General features: G+C 39.1%; 16 protein-coding genes, 1 tRNA gene, 1 pseudogene and 1 other annotated feature. Of the genes and pseudogenes, 14 read left to right on the forward strand and 4 right to left on the reverse strand.

Features of this window, described 5'->3' with window-relative positions:
- The first annotated feature begins 96 nt into the window (after positions 1-96).
- From PT278_RS06575 to PT278_RS06585, 3 genes and pseudogenes are all read left to right on the forward strand, one after another.
- Entirely contained in the window at positions 97-576 is a 480-nt protein-coding gene (locus PT278_RS06575) for a hypothetical protein (protein ID WP_277131128.1), read from the forward strand.
- An 80-nt stretch (positions 577-656) separates the two neighbouring features.
- A pseudogene (locus PT278_RS06580) lies at positions 657-890 on the forward strand (DNA/RNA helicase domain-containing protein); the annotation flags it as partial.
- A gap of 134 nt (positions 891-1,024) precedes the next feature.
- Complete coding sequence (locus tag PT278_RS06585) at positions 1,025-1,501, forward strand: GNAT family N-acetyltransferase (RefSeq protein WP_277131130.1); 477 nt, start codon at positions 1,025-1,027, stop codon at positions 1,499-1,501.
- Positions 1,502-1,571: 70 nt separating this feature from the next.
- On the opposite strand, the gene PT278_RS06590 is transcribed toward PT278_RS06585, so the two are convergent.
- The gene (locus tag PT278_RS06590) at positions 1,572-2,759 is read right to left on the reverse strand and encodes a hypothetical protein (protein WP_277131296.1); all 1,188 of its coding nucleotides are present in this window, start codon (positions 2,757-2,759) and stop codon (positions 1,572-1,574) included.
- A gap of 184 nt (positions 2,760-2,943) precedes the next feature.
- On the opposite strand from PT278_RS06590, the gene PT278_RS06595 reads away from it, so the two are divergent.
- The 10 genes from PT278_RS06595 to PT278_RS06640 all read left to right on the forward strand — a co-directional run bounded on the left by PT278_RS06595 (position 2,944) and on the right by PT278_RS06640 (position 14,946).
- Entirely contained in the window at positions 2,944-4,143 is a 1,200-nt protein-coding gene (locus tag PT278_RS06595; protein ID WP_277131132.1) for an amidohydrolase family protein, read from the forward strand.
- Positions 4,144-4,174: 31 nt separating this feature from the next.
- Complete coding sequence (locus PT278_RS06600; RefSeq protein ID WP_277131133.1) at positions 4,175-5,359, forward strand: amidohydrolase family protein; 1,185 nt, start codon at positions 4,175-4,177, stop codon at positions 5,357-5,359.
- A 560-nt stretch (positions 5,360-5,919) separates the two neighbouring features.
- Positions 5,920-6,159: a binding site (T-box leader), on the forward strand.
- Positions 6,160-6,203: 44 nt separating this feature from the next.
- Positions 6,204-7,388, forward strand: a complete 1,185-nt coding sequence (locus tag PT278_RS06605) for an amidohydrolase family protein (RefSeq protein ID WP_277131134.1) — start codon at positions 6,204-6,206, stop codon at positions 7,386-7,388.
- A 110-nt stretch (positions 7,389-7,498) separates the two neighbouring features.
- Positions 7,499-8,680, forward strand: a complete 1,182-nt coding sequence (locus PT278_RS06610; protein ID WP_277131135.1) for an amidohydrolase family protein — start codon at positions 7,499-7,501, stop codon at positions 8,678-8,680.
- Positions 8,681-8,812: 132 nt separating this feature from the next.
- The gene (locus PT278_RS06615) at positions 8,813-10,291 is read left to right on the forward strand and encodes an MFS transporter (RefSeq protein WP_277131136.1); all 1,479 of its coding nucleotides are present in this window, start codon (positions 8,813-8,815) and stop codon (positions 10,289-10,291) included.
- A 112-nt stretch (positions 10,292-10,403) separates the two neighbouring features.
- Positions 10,404-11,405: a D-2-hydroxyacid dehydrogenase gene (locus PT278_RS06620; RefSeq protein WP_277131137.1), complete on the forward strand. Its 1,002-nt coding sequence runs from the start codon at positions 10,404-10,406 to the stop codon at positions 11,403-11,405.
- A gap of 144 nt (positions 11,406-11,549) precedes the next feature.
- A complete protein-coding gene (locus PT278_RS06625; protein ID WP_277131138.1) occupies positions 11,550-12,260 on the forward strand; it encodes a GH25 family lysozyme in 711 nt (236 codons plus the stop codon).
- Positions 12,257-13,495, forward strand: a complete 1,239-nt coding sequence (locus tag PT278_RS06630) for a DEAD/DEAH box helicase (protein ID WP_277131297.1) — start codon at positions 12,257-12,259, stop codon at positions 13,493-13,495. Before PT278_RS06625 ends, PT278_RS06630 begins: the two co-directional genes overlap by 4 nt.
- Positions 13,492-14,820, forward strand: a complete 1,329-nt coding sequence (locus tag PT278_RS06635) for a PTS transporter subunit EIIC (RefSeq protein WP_277131140.1) — start codon at positions 13,492-13,494, stop codon at positions 14,818-14,820. Before PT278_RS06630 ends, PT278_RS06635 begins: the two co-directional genes overlap by 4 nt.
- A 53-nt stretch (positions 14,821-14,873) precedes the next feature.
- A tRNA-Arg gene (locus PT278_RS06640) sits at positions 14,874-14,946 on the forward strand.
- Between the two features lie 113 nt (positions 14,947-15,059).
- On the opposite strand, the gene PT278_RS06645 is transcribed toward PT278_RS06640, so the two are convergent.
- Positions 15,060-15,317, reverse strand: a complete 258-nt coding sequence (locus tag PT278_RS06645; RefSeq protein ID WP_277131142.1) for a type II toxin-antitoxin system HicB family antitoxin — start codon at positions 15,315-15,317, stop codon at positions 15,060-15,062.
- A 21-nt stretch (positions 15,318-15,338) separates the two neighbouring features.
- The gene (locus PT278_RS06650) at positions 15,339-15,632 is read right to left on the reverse strand and encodes a type II toxin-antitoxin system HicB family antitoxin (RefSeq protein ID WP_277131143.1); all 294 of its coding nucleotides are present in this window, start codon (positions 15,630-15,632) and stop codon (positions 15,339-15,341) included.
- Positions 15,633-15,924: 292 nt separating this feature from the next.
- Here PT278_RS06650 and PT278_RS06655 point away from each other — a divergent pair, with 292 nt between their 5' ends.
- Positions 15,925-16,047 (forward strand): hypothetical protein, encoded by a 123-nt coding sequence (locus PT278_RS06655; RefSeq protein ID WP_277131144.1) that lies wholly within the window; start codon positions 15,925-15,927, stop codon positions 16,045-16,047.
- Between the two features lie 422 nt (positions 16,048-16,469).
- Here PT278_RS06655 and PT278_RS06660 read toward each other — a convergent pair whose 3' ends face one another.
- Complete coding sequence (locus PT278_RS06660) at positions 16,470-16,826, reverse strand: hypothetical protein (protein ID WP_277131145.1); 357 nt, start codon at positions 16,824-16,826, stop codon at positions 16,470-16,472.
- Positions 16,827-16,868 lie beyond the last annotated feature (42 nt).

Genomic DNA, 16,868 nt, shown 5'->3' on the forward strand with positions numbered 1-16,868 from the left:
TGATTTTCTGCTAATTTCCTTATTAATCAATATTGCTAGCGCTTGCTTAAAAAAGTATAATTAGTTGAATAACTTATTATGAAAGTGGGTTTTACAATGAAAGTCAGAAAATTATTGAGTGTAATGATCGCAGCAATAGTGCTGGTAATTATTGGATCAGCAAATCTGACAAAGGTTCAGGCTAAGTATGTAGGACATTATGCTACACCAACTGAATTAAGAGGGAACTGGTATCAATATGAAGGTAACAATAAATGGATTCATATAAAAATTACTAAGCATGCTTATATAATAAATGGAAAAACAATTTGTAGCAGTAATAAAAAGGGTGTTAAAAAGTTATACGTAACCCAAAGCCAAGAACAAGGCGGTAAAGTTTATGATTTCAATAAATTTAACTCTCATTATCAGGAAGTTGGCGCTAATTGGCTGTCAAAACGAAAGATACACGGTAAACGGGTAATGAAGAGCTACTATAATATGGGATATTTTCAAGTTTATACACGTAACAAATTGAAACATAAATATAACTATGAAGTTAATGGCAGTAAATATCTAGAACAACTAGGTAAGTAATAATTGATAATATTTGTAGGAGCCTATTAAGTAAGAAAATTAATTCTCCTTTGTCACAGACGAAGAAGACCTATTCTGTCTATGTTGGCGTGGTTTTAGGACCATCTGTTAAATATCGTGATGGCAAAATAATTCATGATTCCAGTGCTAGTGAAAATAGTAAAGCTACTAATAAATTACATTCAACGCAAAGTTATGCAGAAAAGCTTTTAAGAAATGAGTTCAATGTTTTAATGACGCGTGGAGTGCATGGCTTGTATATTTATGCAGTAGATGAGGAATTAAGAGAAGCCTTGAAACGAGCAGAAAGTTAGAAATAAGTCTCTGGCATTACCGACCAAGTAAGTTATACTATTAAATAGTATTATTTTCTCAGTGAAGGTGACTATTTATTTTAATTTCTAAATCTGCTATTTATCCTAATCAAGCTTATCGTGAAGCCAAAAGTTTGTATTTATTAGCATTTCCCAAGTGGGAACGATTTCCATTGTGGCAGCTTAACTTGATGGCACTGCATAAGAATGTGCATTTTCAAGCACTTTATGATAATGAAAAGTTTTGCGGCTTGGTCTATTATACTGTCGGCAGGCAAACTGTTTATCTGCTTTACTTGGCGGTTAATCCTGACTTGCGCGCGCAAGGGTATGGCACGCAGATTTTGCAGCATCTTCAAGCTAAGTTTCCAGATAAGCAATTAACGCTGGATATTGAGCCGGTAACTAAGACTGCTAAAAATTATTCACAGCGTGTCCGCCGACTGCACTTTTATGAGCGGAATGGTTTTCACCAGACATCAGCCAAATTAATGGATGCTGACGGCGAATTTCAGATTTTAACAACGGGTAAAAAGCTCAACACTGCATCTGTGATTGCAACATTAAAACAGATGAGTTCAGGCTTTTACCATTTCAAAGTTGAATATTAATGACATAACAAAAACGACTTTTCACAAATTTGTGGAAAGTCGTTTTTTAATAAATTGGTATTATTCAAAATTACAGTAGCTTCAAGAAGATTGATGCAATAATAACTGAAGCAACGGATACAGTTGCGAAACCGCCAACCAGCATCTTAGGTAAGATTTGGTCAACTAGAACTGCTTCTTCTTCCTTATCTTTAGCTACATTATGGCAAATTTCTGTTGTCAAAATGTAGTCAGCTGGGAAGCCGAACAGCGAAGTTAACGAACAGGCGAAGGCCATTTCTGGGCTCATGCCGAATGGTTTAGCCAAGATGATAGATGCAAGGAACATTCCTAATAATCCGAGTAACATTAAGACAATGATCTGAACGAAAACTTTACCAATAATCTGTGGTGTGGTGATGCTTAATTGAGAGAAGACATAAGCAAGCAGACCGTACATTAACCATTGGAAGACGTTAGCTTTGTTTAAGGCGCTGTCTTCCAAGAAGCCTAATTGGTGGGCGATAACACCGAAGATTAAGCAAACGACGTTAGCGTTCAAGTCAAAATTGAAGGTTGTCTTTAAGAAGGAAGAGAACCAGTTAGCTAGTAAAGCAACAAGTGCAACCTTAACCAAGATAAAGGCAGCAGTATGGTATTCTTCTGGCAATTTGAAGCCGCCTTTTTTGCCTTTTTCTTCCTTAATTTCTTCAACAGAAACTGGTGCTTGAATATTGCCTTTGTGGTATTCACCAGCAACCCGGCGACCTTCACGTTTAAGCATCCAAGCTGTTAGTGGGTAACCGACAACTGAGTGCATAACAAACATGGCAATTGGCAGTGCGACTAAAGTAGTGATGCCAGCGGCCTTTAATCCGTTAGTCATCAGCAGTGCGGAAACAAGACCACCAGTTAATGGCGGGACAGCAGCGATAACTGTGTGCCAGTCAAAGATTTTAGTACCAATAGTCAAGGTTAACAAGAGTGTCCCTGCAACTCCCAACAAGGAGATACATACTGCCTTCCATTGTTGGATTAATTCCTTCAAGTTCATTAGAGTACCAAGGTGAACCAGCAGCAATGAAATACAAATGTTAGCGAAGTCAGGACCAAATGATGCCTTAGCAACGGTATTTTTAGGCAGAAAAGTCCAGAAGCCAATGGCAAACAGGACCGCCGTAATAAAGACAGACGGCACATAAGCGTTAGTCAAAGAGGAGACCCACTCACCGATCATAATAAACAGCATAACAACTGCGAAAGAAATTGATGCATACATTGCTGGACTCATAAATTTTTCACTCCTAAAAAATAAATTAAATTTGTATGAGATAGATTATAAAAGAGATTTTCAAATTTCGCAACAACTTTTGCGAAAATAATGTTGTCAAACATCGAAAATAATCATAGAATATACTCATTAAATTAAAAATAAATAAAAAGATTTAAGTGAGGAGTAGAAGATGACAACTTTATACACAAACTGCAACTTGTTCGATGCAGAAAATGAAGAATTGCAAAATAATGCCTGGTTATTAGTAGACGATGAGGGTTTAGTCGGAGCTAGCGGCACAGGTTCTGCTCCTAAAGCCGATCAAACAGTAGACTTGCAGGGACAATATGTCATTCCTGGATTAATTAATGCCCATACCCACATTATGATGGATCCAATGGACAACCGGACAGCTTACTTAACGGAAACTGAAGCGACTGTTAATGCAATTAAAAACTTGAAGACGTTGTTATGTAATGGTGTTGTGGCCATTCGTGATTGTGGTGCGGTTAGTGACACGGACGTTAAATTAATGAAGTTAATGCACCAAGGTCGAGTTGAAGGCCCAGAAATTGTTCCTTCCGGCAGACCAATGAGTATTTTGGGTGGTCATGGTGATTTCCCAGAAGGTGATGATGGTAAGGAAGTTTGGGGTCATTTGACTACTTGTGCCGCTGATATGCGCCAAAGTGTGCGGGAAGAATTCAAGCATGGTGCTAAGAATATCAAGGTTATGGCTACTGGTGGTGTTATGTCGCCAACTGATCGTGTCGATGACACTGAATTAACAGCTGAGGAATTAAATGCGGCAGTTGAGGAAGCCCACTCTAAGCACATGACGGTAGCTTCACATGCCCAAGGCAACCGCGGCATCCAATTGTCACTTGAAGCTGGTGTTGACTCGATTGAACACGGGATCTACGTTGACGAACAACAGATGGATCTGATGATTAAGCAGGGTACCTGCCTAGTACCAACCTTGAATGCCTGCCAATGTATCTTTGATGCGCCAAAGGGTTCAATTCCTGATTACATGATTAAAAAGGATATTGAAGTTAAGGATATTTTCTTTAAGAATATTGGCAAAGCCATCAAGAAGGGCGTCAGAATTGTTGTCGGTACTGATGCTGGGACGCCATTTAACCGTTTTGACAATGGGACAACTACAGAAATGGAATTGCTGGTTGAGGCTGGTGAAACACCACTGCAAGCCTTGCTTGGTGCAACTAAGTATGCTGCAGAATTAATCCAACTTAGTGAGGATTATGGTACTTTGACTGCCGGCAAGAAGGCTAGCTTCCTTGTTTTGAAGGATAATCCGCTGGTTGACATTAAGGCAGTTGCTCAAGAAGATAAGCAAGTTTACCAGAATGGTAAATTAATAAAATAATTAAAGAAGTAATTTTTGGGAGGTCTTTTAAATGACTAAAACCGCATATACTAACATGAACCTTTATGATGGTGAACAAGAAGCAGTTACCACCGATAGTTATTTGGTTGTCGATGATGAAACCGGCAAGATTACAGAAATAGGGACAGGAGTTGCTCCTGCTGCCGACAAGACAGTTGATCTAGCTGGCAAATACGTCATGCCAGGATTGATTAACTGCCACGATCATATGGTAATGGATCCAGATGATCCAACCGGTGGTACGGCAACTGATGTTGTCCGGACGACTGTTAATTCTGTCAAAAACCTGCACACGATGCTTAAATCCGGTGTTACTTACGTTCGTGAATGTGGTTCAACTTATGACGTCGATATTACAATCGCTCACATGATTGATGAAGGTAAAATTACCAAGGTGCCAGAAGTTATGCCATCTGGTCGCCCATATTCAATGACTGGTGGTCACGGTGACATGCCAAACTTTGGTCATTTGGTTGATTCACCAGACGAGATGCGTAAGGCAGTTCGTCAAGGTTTGAAGAAGGGTGCTAAGTCAATTAAAGTCATGGCCACTGGTGGTGTTATGACCAAGAACGACTTTATGACCGACCCACAATTGAGTGTTGCTGAAATTCACGCTGCAGTTGAAGAAGCTCACCACAAGGGCTTGATTGTTGCAGCGCATGCCGAAGGCAATCCTGGAATCATGAATGCGATTAAGGCTGGCGTTGATTCAATCGAACATGGCTTTTACGTTAATGATGAAGAAATTGACCTGATGCTCAAGCAAGGTACCTACTTGACACCAACAGTTATTGCAGACTGGGCCTTTCCAACTTACGCTGAAGGCAAGGTCCCTGATTGGGAAATCAAGAAGGCCAGCGATGCACTCAGTGATTTACGTAAGAATATTACTCATGCCAAAGATCGCGGTGTTAAGATTACTTTGGGTACTGATGCCGGTACGCCATTTAATGACTTTTCAATGACGCCAGTTGAATTGCAACTGTTGGCAGAGCAAGGCTTCACTAACTATGAAGCTTTGAGAACTAGTGTCCATTCTGCACAATTAATGAAGATTGATGATGAATACGGCACTTTGGCAGAGGGCAAGTACGCTGACTTCTTAGTACTTGATGGCAATCCACTGGAGGATATTAAGGCCGTTGCCCAAGAAGACAAGGCTGTTTACAAGAAGGGGCAACGTGCATATTAAGCTTAATTGAATAAAAACGTCTTCTTACTATAATGTAAAAAGACGTTTTTTATGGCTTGAAGTTTTTGGGACAGATATTTATATCAATTGATACATAAATTGTGAGTAAAATGAAAAATAATACATCACGGCTAAATCACAAGTTTTCATTAAATTTGCAGCTGTTGATAACTTAAGATTAATTGGGTAATCTGTCTCAGAATGAAAAAATGAATTAAACAAAATAGACACCTGCCACTAAAGCAGATGTCTATTATTTTTATTATGAAAGGAAGTCTTATTTTGACAAACCTTTTGGTGTTTGGCACTGGCTATGGGGTACACTGGCATGTACCTCGGAACGCAGTGCCTAAAAGTTCAATCTCATAGACTATCATTATTAATATCTTCATTGGTATGATAACACGGATTGAGCAACTATGAAAGTAGCTAAACCTAATATGGTTTAACTACTTTTTGTATATAAAAAAGTAAGTTAGTAATCGAGTTCCTCTTCAGCCTTTTTGCAATTTCAGGTTGACATGATTAAATCATGATGATAAATTAATTATAAATAAAGATAAAACATCTTGAAAAGCAGAGTAACTATTTGCCAGTCTTTAAAGCGAGACGATGTTATGATGAAAGTCGTTAGGCTTGCGATAGTGAACATGGGCTTTGAATTGGTGACTGCTGGTGATATTTAGCCAGCAGCGGTGCTGCAGCCGTTATCAATGCAAGCTATTGTTAGATAGCTAGTAAGGTTTGCCGTGTGAATGGCGAACAAATTAAAGGTGGTAACACGAGCACTCGTCCTTGAATTAGGACGGGTGCTTTTTTAATTGCCAAAATAGGAGGTATTTTGATGAGTAAGACGATTTTTACCAATATTAATTTATTTAATGGCAAGGATAATGAAATTAAAGAAGATAGTTACTTGTTGGTCGATGACAAAACGGGCAAACTTGTCCAAGTTGGTTCTGGTGAGCTGCCACAAGCTGATAAGATTGTTGATCTGGGCGGTAAGTATGTGATGCCGGGATTAATGAATTGTCATACACATATTTTTATGGATCCGACAACTCCCGATGGCGGCTCGAGTGCTGGTGTCGTTCCCTCAACTGTTCGTGCCGTCCAGCATTTACATGACTTATTGAAGTCCGGTGTTACTTATATTCGTGAATGCGGCAGCACTTATAATATTGATATTGAATTAGATAAATTGATTAGGGCAGGCAAGTTGAGCAAGGTGCCTGAAATTATGCCTGCAGGCCATCCTTTTTCAATGACTGGCGGCCATGGTGATATGCCAAACTTTGGTCGTCTGGTTGATTCGCCTGATGAAATGCGCAAGGCCGTTCGTCAGGGAATTAAAGAAGGGGCAAAAGCAATTAAGATCATGGCAACTGGTGGTGTCATGACCGAAAGTGATGCACTAGATCAGCCGCAATTAAGTGAAGCTGAAATGCATGTAGCAGTTGAGGAAGCTCATCATAAGGGCTTGATTGTTGCGGCACACGCTGAAGGTAATCCGGGAATTTTGAACGCGATTAAGGCAGGCGTTGATTCAATCGAACATGGTTTTTATGTTAATGATGAAGAAATTGAATTGATGCTGGAAAAGGGAACATACTTAACGCCAACAATTGTTGGTGCATGGGCCTTTATTGAATATGCTCCGGGTAAGATTCCTGATTGGGAAATGGCTAAAATTTCTGCCGCTTGGAAAGACTTGCGGGGCAATATTACTAAAGCCAAAAACGCCGGTGTTAAGATTACTTTGGGTACTGATGCCGGCACGCCATTCAATGATTTCACGATGACACCGCAAGAATTGCCGCTGTTAGTTGAGCAAGGGTTCACCAATTTTGAAGCTCTGCAAACAAGCCTCAATGATGCCAAGTTGATGAAGATTGATAATGAATACGGCACGCTAGAGGCTGAGAAGTATGCGGACTTCTTGGTTTTAGATAAAAACCCGTTGACTGACATTACTGCAGTTGTTCAAGAAGATAAGGCTGTCTACAAGAAGGGTCAACGCACATATTAAATTTTTAAAAACGTCTTTTTTCGGAAGAAAAGGCGTTTTTATGTTGGAGTTGTTCTCGCATCTAAAAGGGCATAAAATATATGTATTTAATAAAGAAAAAGGAGAACAGCATGAAGGTTCTATATCAAAATTTAAATTTATTCGATGGTGAGCAAGATAGTATCCAAGCAAATTCTTGGTTGGAAGTTGATGAGCAAACTGGTAAAATTGTGGCTCTAGGCAGCGGCGACGCACCGCAAGCTGATAAAGTAGTCGATCTGCAAGGCAAGTATGTTATGCCGGGGCTGATTAATTGTCACGACCACATGGTGATGGATCCAACTGACCCACGCGGGGTAACTGACTTTAACGTTGTGGAGACGACAGTTGATTCTGTTAAGCATTTACATGAAATGCTCAAGTCCGGCGTTACATATGTGCGTGAATGCGGCTCAACTTTTGACATTGATTTAACAATTGCGCAAATGATTAATGAAGGCAAAATTACGGATGTGCCTGAAGTAATGCCATCAGGACGGCCATATTCAATGACTGGTGGTCACGGGGATATTCCTAATTTTGGCTATGTTGTTGATTCACCAGATGAAATGCGCAAGGCAGTTCGTCAAGGCTTAAAGCGCGGCGCCAAGGTAATCAAGGTGATGACCACTGGTGGGATTATGACCGAGCGTGACTTCATGGATGATCCCCAACTTAGTGTTGCTGAAATTAAGGCAGCAGTTGATGAAGCGCACCACAAAGGGATCACGGTTGCGGCTCATGCGGAAGGAATTGCCGGTATTATGAATGCAATTGAAGCTGGTGTCGATTCGATTGAACATGGATTTTACGTTAATGATGAAGCCATTGATTTGATGCTAGAAAAAGGGACCTACCTAACACCAACAATTATTGCGGCTTGGGCCTTTCCTGAATATGCGGCTGGAATTGCACCAGACTGGGAAATGAACAAGGCCAAGAAGGCTTTGGCTGATTTACGCCAAAATATCGCTCATGCCAAGGACCGCGGTGTCAAAATCACATTGGGAACAGACGCCGGGACCACCTTTAACGATTTTTCGAAGACTCCTGTCGAATTGCAACTATTGGTTGACGATGGTTTTAGTACTTTTGAAGCCTTACAAACCAGTGTTAATTCAGCCAAGTTGATGCAAATTGATGATGAATACGGCACGTTAGCAGCTGGCAAATATGCCGACTTCTTGGTTTTGGATAACGATCCGTTAGCTGATATTAAAGCAGTTGCCCAAGAAGATAAGGCTGTTTATAAGAAGGGCCATCGGGCATATTAAATTTAATTAAAAAACTGTATTTATACCCCTTGCTTTTTTAGCAGATAGTTTCATAATTGTAACAAGAAAAATAAATTCCTATCACTCTGCAGTGATAGGAATTTTTGTGTGATTTAATTTTGAGGAGTAAGAATGACTAAGAAGCAGATTAAGTATGTCACGCTGGCATTGATGCTGGGTAACATTATGTCGGGATTGGATGGGACGATAATTAATACCGCGATTCCGGCAATTGTCGCGGCATTGCATGGTATTCAGTTTATGGGGTGGATTGTTGCCATTTTTTTATTAGGGATGTCAATTTCAATTCCCTTGTGGACAAAAATCGGTGAAAAGATTACTAACAAATTAGCCTTTGAATTGTCATTAGTTTTGTTCATTATCGGTTCGATTTTTGAAGGATTAGCACCAAATATCTTCTTCTTTTTGGCTGCTCGGCTAGTGATGGGCATCGGTGCCGGTGGAATGGGGTCGCTGCCGTATATCATTGTTGGTTATATTTATCCTAATATTAAAACACGGACGCGAATTTTGGGTTATTTGACCGCGAGCTTTAACGTTGCAGCGATTACGGGACCACTTGTTGGCGGCACCATTATTGATACGATGTCGTGGCACTGGGTCTTTTACCTTAATGTACCGATTGGTATTATTGCGGTTATCTTGAGCATGCTTTACTTCCGGCCAATAACACCTAAATCGACACGTAAGTTTGATTTTTCTGGCGCATTATTATTGGCGTTAGGTTTATTAACATTTTTAATGGGCATCCAGCTGCTGGGCTTGACCAGTAACTTAGTTGTCGCGTTACTAATTACGGTTAGTCTGATTTTAATTGGTGGCTTTTTATGGCGAGAGAAGCGGGCGACTAACCCAATTATTCCGCTGTCAATTTTCAAAAATAAGGCGTTAAATGGTGACTTTTTGCTCTTCGCATTTACTTGGGGAGCTTATTTAGCGGTTAATACTTACTTGCCGATGTGGGCACAAGCACTCTTAGGAACGACAGCACTTATTGGTGGGGTAACTCTAGTACCCAACTCAATTGTTGATATTACTGCTTCACAGAGTGTTTTCTTTATTAGTGATCGGGTGCGTACTTTTATGCTAGTGCTAATCGGCATTTTAGGGATGACCGTTTCAGTAGGTGGGGTATTTTTAGCTGATTTACAGACGCCCTTGCAATGGTTAACTTTTGTCTGTGCCTTTTCAGGGATTGGTGTTGGCTTTATTTTCGTGGCACTGCAAGTCAAAGTACAAGTCGACGCGGGTATGGCCAACATGGCAACCGCCACATCAACTTCATATTTAATTAGGATTTTGGCGCAGACAGTAATGTCAGCTGTGTATGGTGTCATTATGAACATGGCACTAGCACGTGGAGTAGAGCAACATCCAGGCATTACCATGCACATGATGAATGAGCTAAGTGATGCACAAACGGCAAAACATTTACCAGCAAAATTATTGCCGACAATGCGGATAATTTTCCATAATGGCATCAAGGAAATTATGTTGGTATCACTGCTATTACTGGTAATTGCATTTGGACTTAACTTTTACTTTAATTGGCATACTGATGTACGAGAATCAGTCGAAGTTAGTGAATAGTGAATAAATCTAATTTAATTTTAAATAAATTCTAAAATAATCTTTAATTCTTTGTTAATATTAGTTAAAATATAAGCAAAGATTTTTTGGTTTAAAGGAGGATTTATCCTAAATGAAAGTTTTACTATACAATATGACACCTGAACAAATGGTTTACGTTGACAAGTGGCGCAAAAACCATCCAGAAGATGACTTACAGACAAGTGAGGATATTTTGGATGCGTCAACAGTTGATCTCGCTAAGGGCTTTGACTGTGTTAGCATGTTACAGTCCGAGAATATAGACCAGGAAGAGGTCTATAAAAAGTTGGCTTCCTTTGGGATTAAGCAATTAGCTTTGCGGTCAGTTGGCTATAATATTATCAATTGGGATTATGTTCATAAATATGATATGTTTGTTACCAACACGCCAGCATATTCGCCAAGAGCCGTTGCGGAAAATACGTTGACGTCAGCCATGTACTTGTTGCGTAACTGGGGACAAATTCTGCACAATGAAAAATGTGACCTGAACTTTGTCCGTGAAGAAAATCTGATGAGTGACGAAATCTATAATAAGACCGTTGGGATTATTGGTGTGGGCCGAATTGGTTCGGCAACTGCGGAAATTTTTAGTGCTTTGGGTGCTAGAGTTATCGGTAATGATTTGATTGAAAATCCGGCCAATGAAGCTTTCATGGAATATACAGATTTTGATACAGTTATTAAGGAATCTGACATTTTGACTTTGCACACGCCGCTTGATCCATCAATTGTGAATATGATTGGTGCCAAGCAATTTAAGCAAATGAAAGATACGGCAATTATTATTAATGATGCCCGGGGACCACTGGTTAATACCGAAGAGCTGGTCGATGCTTTGAAGAATCATGAAATTGCTGGTGCAGCATTAGATGTTTTGACAGAAGAAAATGATTTCTTCATGAAAAAATTTGATGATCTTGCTGAATTGCCAGAGACTTATCAAGAATTAGCAAAGATGCCAAATGTTATAATTACACCGCACTCTGCTTACTACACGAAGACATCAGTTAAGAATATGATTGAGCATAGTATGACTGATGTTAAGCGGGTTTTGAACGGGCAAAAGCCAATTTATCCTGTTGAAATGTAATTGTGAATTTTAGATTGAATAAGCGATTAACTTAAAAAAGTTAATCGCTTATTTTTGCGGTAAAATTATCAAAATTCGGTTTATTCGCTTATAATGAGAGTATTGGTATAATTGATGGCGTTGATAAAAATGATGGAGAATTAGATGAAACGATTTCATCATAAGTACACATTGCCGGCGATTTTGCTTATGCTGGCAATTGCGCTCGCGCTCTTGTTTAATGGGCTGTTTAACTTAAAAAAACAAACGACGCTGCCACCAGATGCTAATTCAAGTGCAATTGGTGTGGAATTAAATCAAAATTATGGTTATGTCTCAATGCATGAATTGCAGGCAAACGGAATATCCTTTGTCTACTTGCGCAGTACGCAGGGACGGTCATATTTTGATGATGATTACCTGTCTTATCGTGATCAGATCTTAGGAACCAAGCTGGCGTTTGGCACAAGTGTGGCGTATAGTGATGAATCGACACCGCAGCAGCATTATGCTTATTTTATGAAAAAAGTAGGGACTAACATGGGCAGTTTACCAATTATGGTGGTACCAGCAGTGAGTGAGCGCCGACTAGGCTACATTAAGCAGATGGCGCAGTTCACGGGTATGCTTGTAAATACGGGTAAACGGGTAATGATTGACCTGCCAGTTAAGTATAAAAAGTATTTTCCAGCTGGTGTTTTATTTATTACGGCCAGCAAACGTGAGCCTAATAAACTTCAATATGCCTTTTGGCAGTACACGACCAATGGTCGGGTTAAAAATGTTCGCGAATTGGAAGACGGCGGAGTTATCATGCTGGCTTATAACGGCACAGTAACACAGTATAAACAGAAATATGGGCAGTTAACACAATAATGAAACAAGAAATTGAAACAGTTTTAACTAAACTCGGCTTGAAACAGCCGACGTTAATTCAAAAAGAAACACGCGCCGCGATTTTAAATGGAGCTAGTCTGGTAGCGCTTGCTAAGACAGGAACGGGCAAGACGCTGGCTTATGCGTTGCCAGCTCTAGAGCGTGTCGAGAAGGGCATGCCGAATAGCTTAGTAATCATTGCGCCAACGACTGAATTGGCGGTGCAAATTCGGCACGCGATTAATCCTTTTATTCATGCGTTAGGCTTGAAGGGGGTTAGTTTAGTCGGTGCAGGTAATAGACAGCGGCAGGAAGATAATTTAAAGAAGAAGCACCCAGAAGTAGTTGTTGCTACTCCAGGACGCTTTTTTGACTTCTTTTCCAGTAATCGCATCAAGATAGAGCAGATTAAAACCTTGGTCATTGACGAGGCTGACGATATTTTAGAGTTTAGCAAGATGGAATTGCTTAGTTCCTTAGGACAAAACCTGTCTTCTGACGCGCAAATTCTATTGTTTGGTGCGACGGAATCAGAAATTACACAAAAAGCCGAAGAAATTTTCGGGCGCGTATTTTTATTGGTTGATGTGCGCTCGCAGCAGACAACAACCGTTAAGAATTATTTCTTGCAAATTGACAATACACATAAGATTGACTTTGTGCAGCGTTTGACGCGGTTGGATCATTTTAAAGGAATTTTGTTCTTTGATTCTAACCAAACAATGATGCGGTTTGCCGGGATTTTTGCACATACTAAAACTAAGTTTACTTTGTTGGCAAATGAATTTGGCAAGGAAAAGCGTGAGCAGGCACTCCATGATTTGAAGGTCGGAAAAACTAAATTGCTTCTGGCAACGGATTTGGCAGCTCGCGGTTTGGATATTCCTGGTGTGACTTACGTCATTAACTTTGATATTCCGAGCGAAGTTAACACTTACTTGCATCGTGCTGGCCGGACGGGTCGCATGGGTGCAAATGGTTATGTAGTAACGCTTGGCGACGACCATGATTTTCGCGATTTGAAGAAGCTGCTTGGTGATAGTGCTACTTTGGAACGAGTTTACTTTGCTGGATATAAGTTGGTAACGCAATTACCACGTAAGAAAAAGGCTAAAAAAGCAGTTACCGAAGAAAATAGTGTGTTGGCACCAAGCAAGAAGAAAAAACATAAAAAACAGAAGAATAAAAACAAGGGCTATCACCCACATTATTTAAAGCAAAAGGGGGAGCAATGAGTCGATTAGTAGCTTGGCTGGAAGATTATGTACTGCCGGTGGCCAATAAAATTGGTCAAGTGGGCTGGCTTGTGGCATTGCGGGATGCATTTATCTCTGTCATGCCAATTACAATTGCTGGCTCAGCTGCTGTATTGATTAAAAGCCTGATTGCAGCAGCGAAGATTAACTTGGGTTGGACAACTTTTGCTTGGACGATGCAGCCGCTGGTCTTAATTTGTAATGTGGTTTGGCGTGGTACCTTTGCCTTGTTTGCGCTCTTTTTGGCATTATCACTTGGCTATCATTTTGCGAAAAGCTTAGAGGTTGACCCGCTTGCTGGAGCGTTAGTTGCATTGTCGTCATTAGCCATGAGTATTGCTAATTTGACGAAAGTGCAGGTTGCTGGTCATGAAGTTGTCATGAGTCATGTCTTTAACATTCAGCAATTTTCAACTACCGGGATTTTTACCGCAATTTTGTTTGGGACGATTGGTGTTTTGATTTATGCCTTTTGTGTTAAGGCACGAATAATGATTCATCTTTCGACTAATCTACCTTATGCCGAGCAAAGGGCTTTTGATTCATTGGTACCAGCAACGATTGCAATTTTTGTTGTTGGGGCAATTAATTTTATCTTTCAAGTAGTAACCGGTACTTACTTTGGCAACTGGCTGCTGCATACAATTCAATGGCCATTAGTCAAGATGGGGCAGGGGTTCGGGATGGTAATGCTCGTGACTCTGCTTGTTCAAATCTTTTGGTTCTTTGGCATTAACGGGTTAAGTGTGATGGCCCCCATCTTGGATTCAATCTGGATGACAGCACAAAATGTTAATATTACGGCCGTGCGTAATGGTAAACCAGCACCAATGTTGTGGGTGCGGGGGTCATTTGATGTGTTTGCCTGGTTTGGTGGTGCTGGCGGAACGCTGATGTTGATTGTTGCAATCTTGCTCTTTTCTAAGCGCAGTGATTATCGAACAATTGCCAAAGTAGCCTTAGCACCAGCTATCTTTAACATTAATGAGCCGGTTGTCTTGGGCTTGCCAGTTGTTCTTAATCCTGTGTATTTTATTCCATTTATTGTGGCACCGTTAGTTAATGTTGCCTTTTCGTATTGGGTGAGTGTGTTGGGATTGGTTAATCCTGTTCAGGCTGCTGTGCCGGGAATTTTGCCGCCGATTATTGGACCATTTTTAGCCTGCAATTATGATTGGCGAGCTATCGTCCTGTGTGTTGTTAATATGTTGATTGCCTTGGCAATCTGGACGCCGTTTGTCTTTGCGGCGGATAAATTGGCAGATGCTAATGGCCCGCGCCCATATTATACAAGACAATATTAATTACTAAAAAAATTGGCTTTTATCACGTAAATTTGGTAAAGTTAATTTGTTATGACCCCGTAGTTCATCTGGATAGAACAATGGTCTCCTAAACCGTAGAGGTGAGTTCGAATCTCACCGGGGTCATTGGAATATGAATAATTTTAAGAATATAGTAAAACCCAGAAGTTAGTTGTTCTAGCTTCTGGGTTTTACTCTTAGCTATAGGGAATTTAGGTTAGTTTTCTAATAATCTGTTTTTAAACATTAATCGCCACCATCATTGTAATAGCGTTTTTAGCTTCATGGGGAATTACAACCTTATCAAGCGGCGTAGCTTCAGGATAATTAGTAGTGTCGGATAGCATGCAACCAATTAAGTCGTGCGCCATATAGATAGCATTATCTAAGTCAGTTCCTTGAGTAGCTAAGCCATTTTTGCCCAAGTCAGGTACTAGAACATTATAGCCGTTTTCAGCTGGCCAAATAATTACTGGATAAGTTAATAAATTCTGCATATATACGACCCTTCTTAACTTTTAGGTACGGTTTATGCTTTTATATGACTTATCCTGTAACCATCGTTCCATATCAACAGTAACGTACACTATGCTTTCATTAGGCTCCAATTCCCAATTCTTTGGGTCTTGAGGTTTAGGATATTCTTCACCCTCAATCATAGTAGCAATGGCGTCCTCTGTCCAATACACTGCATCTTCGAAAGTGTCTCCTTGAGTAACCATACCTTTTATATTTGGCGAGCTTACACAAAAATAATGACCATCTTCATCAGTTACTTCAGTAATAATAACTGGATAAATTAATTTCTTCATATCTATCACCCTTTCCTAATCATTATATACAATAAACGTGTATAATGATTAAGTAATGAAAGTATTTATTATTTTTAGCTAATAATAATTCTTGATAATATGTGAGTAGTCTAAGAATGATGAGGAAAATAAACAAGTGAAAATATACAAATATCACTACCGAAATAAAAAAGGCAATGTCATCATTAATACAACAATTGATTTAAGACCTAAAAAATTAGTTTTAGCAGGGTTAATGATTGTGGTAATTGCAGGAGTAATAAAAATATTAAAATAACTAGAGCAAAGAAAAATGAAAAGTAAAAACATGAAAAAACAAAAAGATAAAGCATCGGTGTTAGATATGGCTGCCGCAATTGCATCAATTATTTCAGCAGTAATTGCAATTCTTATGCACTTCAATATTAAACCCTAACTAAAGAAAGTCATTGAGCATCTAAAATTTTAGTAAAGGAGAAAACAATGAGTAAATGTATGGCTCAGACAATAATATTCGTTTGTTCAATAATAACAATAATTTTTAGACTGTTACCGTAAAGTTCTTACATATATTAGAAAGGTACTTTTGAAAATTGACTAAAAAAGAAAAGAAATATTATAGATCTGCTGTTATAGCAATTGTATTGGCAATCATATTAGATATAATTAGAAAAATAATTGCAAAAGGCTAATTGATTAAATAAAATATTTAAGAATTATAGTATCTTGAATTAAGGAGAGTGCTATTAAGCTCCAACTTTAATTACTTTTATCTAATAGAGCGCTAGAGTTATTAGAAGACCTAGCTGAATTAATTGAGGTATTCCATAATAGTTACTAATTATTATGGAATATTTTTTAATTATAATTTACATGGCTAATATAAGTTATTGACTTTAATTTTGGACGTTGCAATAATCCTGCATATTTAAATGATATTCCATAGTATGAATTATCAATTCTAGCAGCATAATATAGATCATTGTCAGAACCTTGATTATCTGTAGTTATTTGTACAATTTTTCCAGGACTTTTCTTGAGCCTATAATAAGTTTCTTTGTTGGCGCTATATTTATTTTTATTATTTATTAACCCTGAGTGCAAAGATTCTGTTAAATTGTTGCTATGATAGTCTATTATTAATTTTGATAAACATATTCCAACAATGATTAATATTCCAATGGTTAGCAGAATACATTTGCTCTTTTTTCTCATTTATTTTTCTCCATGATAAAATCTAAAAATAAATAATGTTGA

Origin of the sequence: Lactobacillus sp. ESL0703 (assembly GCF_029433435.1) — a bacterium.
Taxonomy (GTDB): domain Bacteria; phylum Bacillota; class Bacilli; order Lactobacillales; family Lactobacillaceae; genus Lactobacillus.

Coding starts and splice junctions, on each gene's coding strand:
- PT278_RS06600 (WP_277131133.1), top strand. CDS start 4,175: ATGACTAAAACCGCATATACTAACATGAACCTTTATGATGGTGAACAA.
- PT278_RS06650 (WP_277131143.1), bottom strand. CDS start 15,632: ATGAAGAAATTAATTTATCCAGTTATTATTACTGAAGTAACTGATGAA.
- PT278_RS06590 (WP_277131296.1), bottom strand. CDS start 2,759: ATGTATGCATCAATTTCTTTCGCAGTTGTTATGCTGTTTATTATGATC.
- PT278_RS06655 (WP_277131144.1), top strand. CDS start 15,925: ATGAAAAGTAAAAACATGAAAAAACAAAAAGATAAAGCATCGGTGTTA.
- PT278_RS06610 (WP_277131135.1), top strand. CDS start 7,499: ATGAAGGTTCTATATCAAAATTTAAATTTATTCGATGGTGAGCAAGAT.
- PT278_RS06605 (WP_277131134.1), top strand. CDS start 6,204: ATGAGTAAGACGATTTTTACCAATATTAATTTATTTAATGGCAAGGAT.
- PT278_RS06645 (WP_277131142.1), bottom strand. CDS start 15,317: ATGCAGAATTTATTAACTTATCCAGTAATTATTTGGCCAGCTGAAAAC.
- PT278_RS06575 (WP_277131128.1), top strand. CDS start 97: ATGAAAGTCAGAAAATTATTGAGTGTAATGATCGCAGCAATAGTGCTG.
- PT278_RS06595 (WP_277131132.1), top strand. CDS start 2,944: ATGACAACTTTATACACAAACTGCAACTTGTTCGATGCAGAAAATGAA.
- PT278_RS06625 (WP_277131138.1), top strand. CDS start 11,550: ATGAAACGATTTCATCATAAGTACACATTGCCGGCGATTTTGCTTATG.
- PT278_RS06635 (WP_277131140.1), top strand. CDS start 13,492: ATGAGTCGATTAGTAGCTTGGCTGGAAGATTATGTACTGCCGGTGGCC.
- PT278_RS06620 (WP_277131137.1), top strand. CDS start 10,404: ATGAAAGTTTTACTATACAATATGACACCTGAACAAATGGTTTACGTT.
- PT278_RS06615 (WP_277131136.1), top strand. CDS start 8,813: ATGACTAAGAAGCAGATTAAGTATGTCACGCTGGCATTGATGCTGGGT.
- PT278_RS06660 (WP_277131145.1), bottom strand. CDS start 16,826: ATGAGAAAAAAGAGCAAATGTATTCTGCTAACCATTGGAATATTAATC.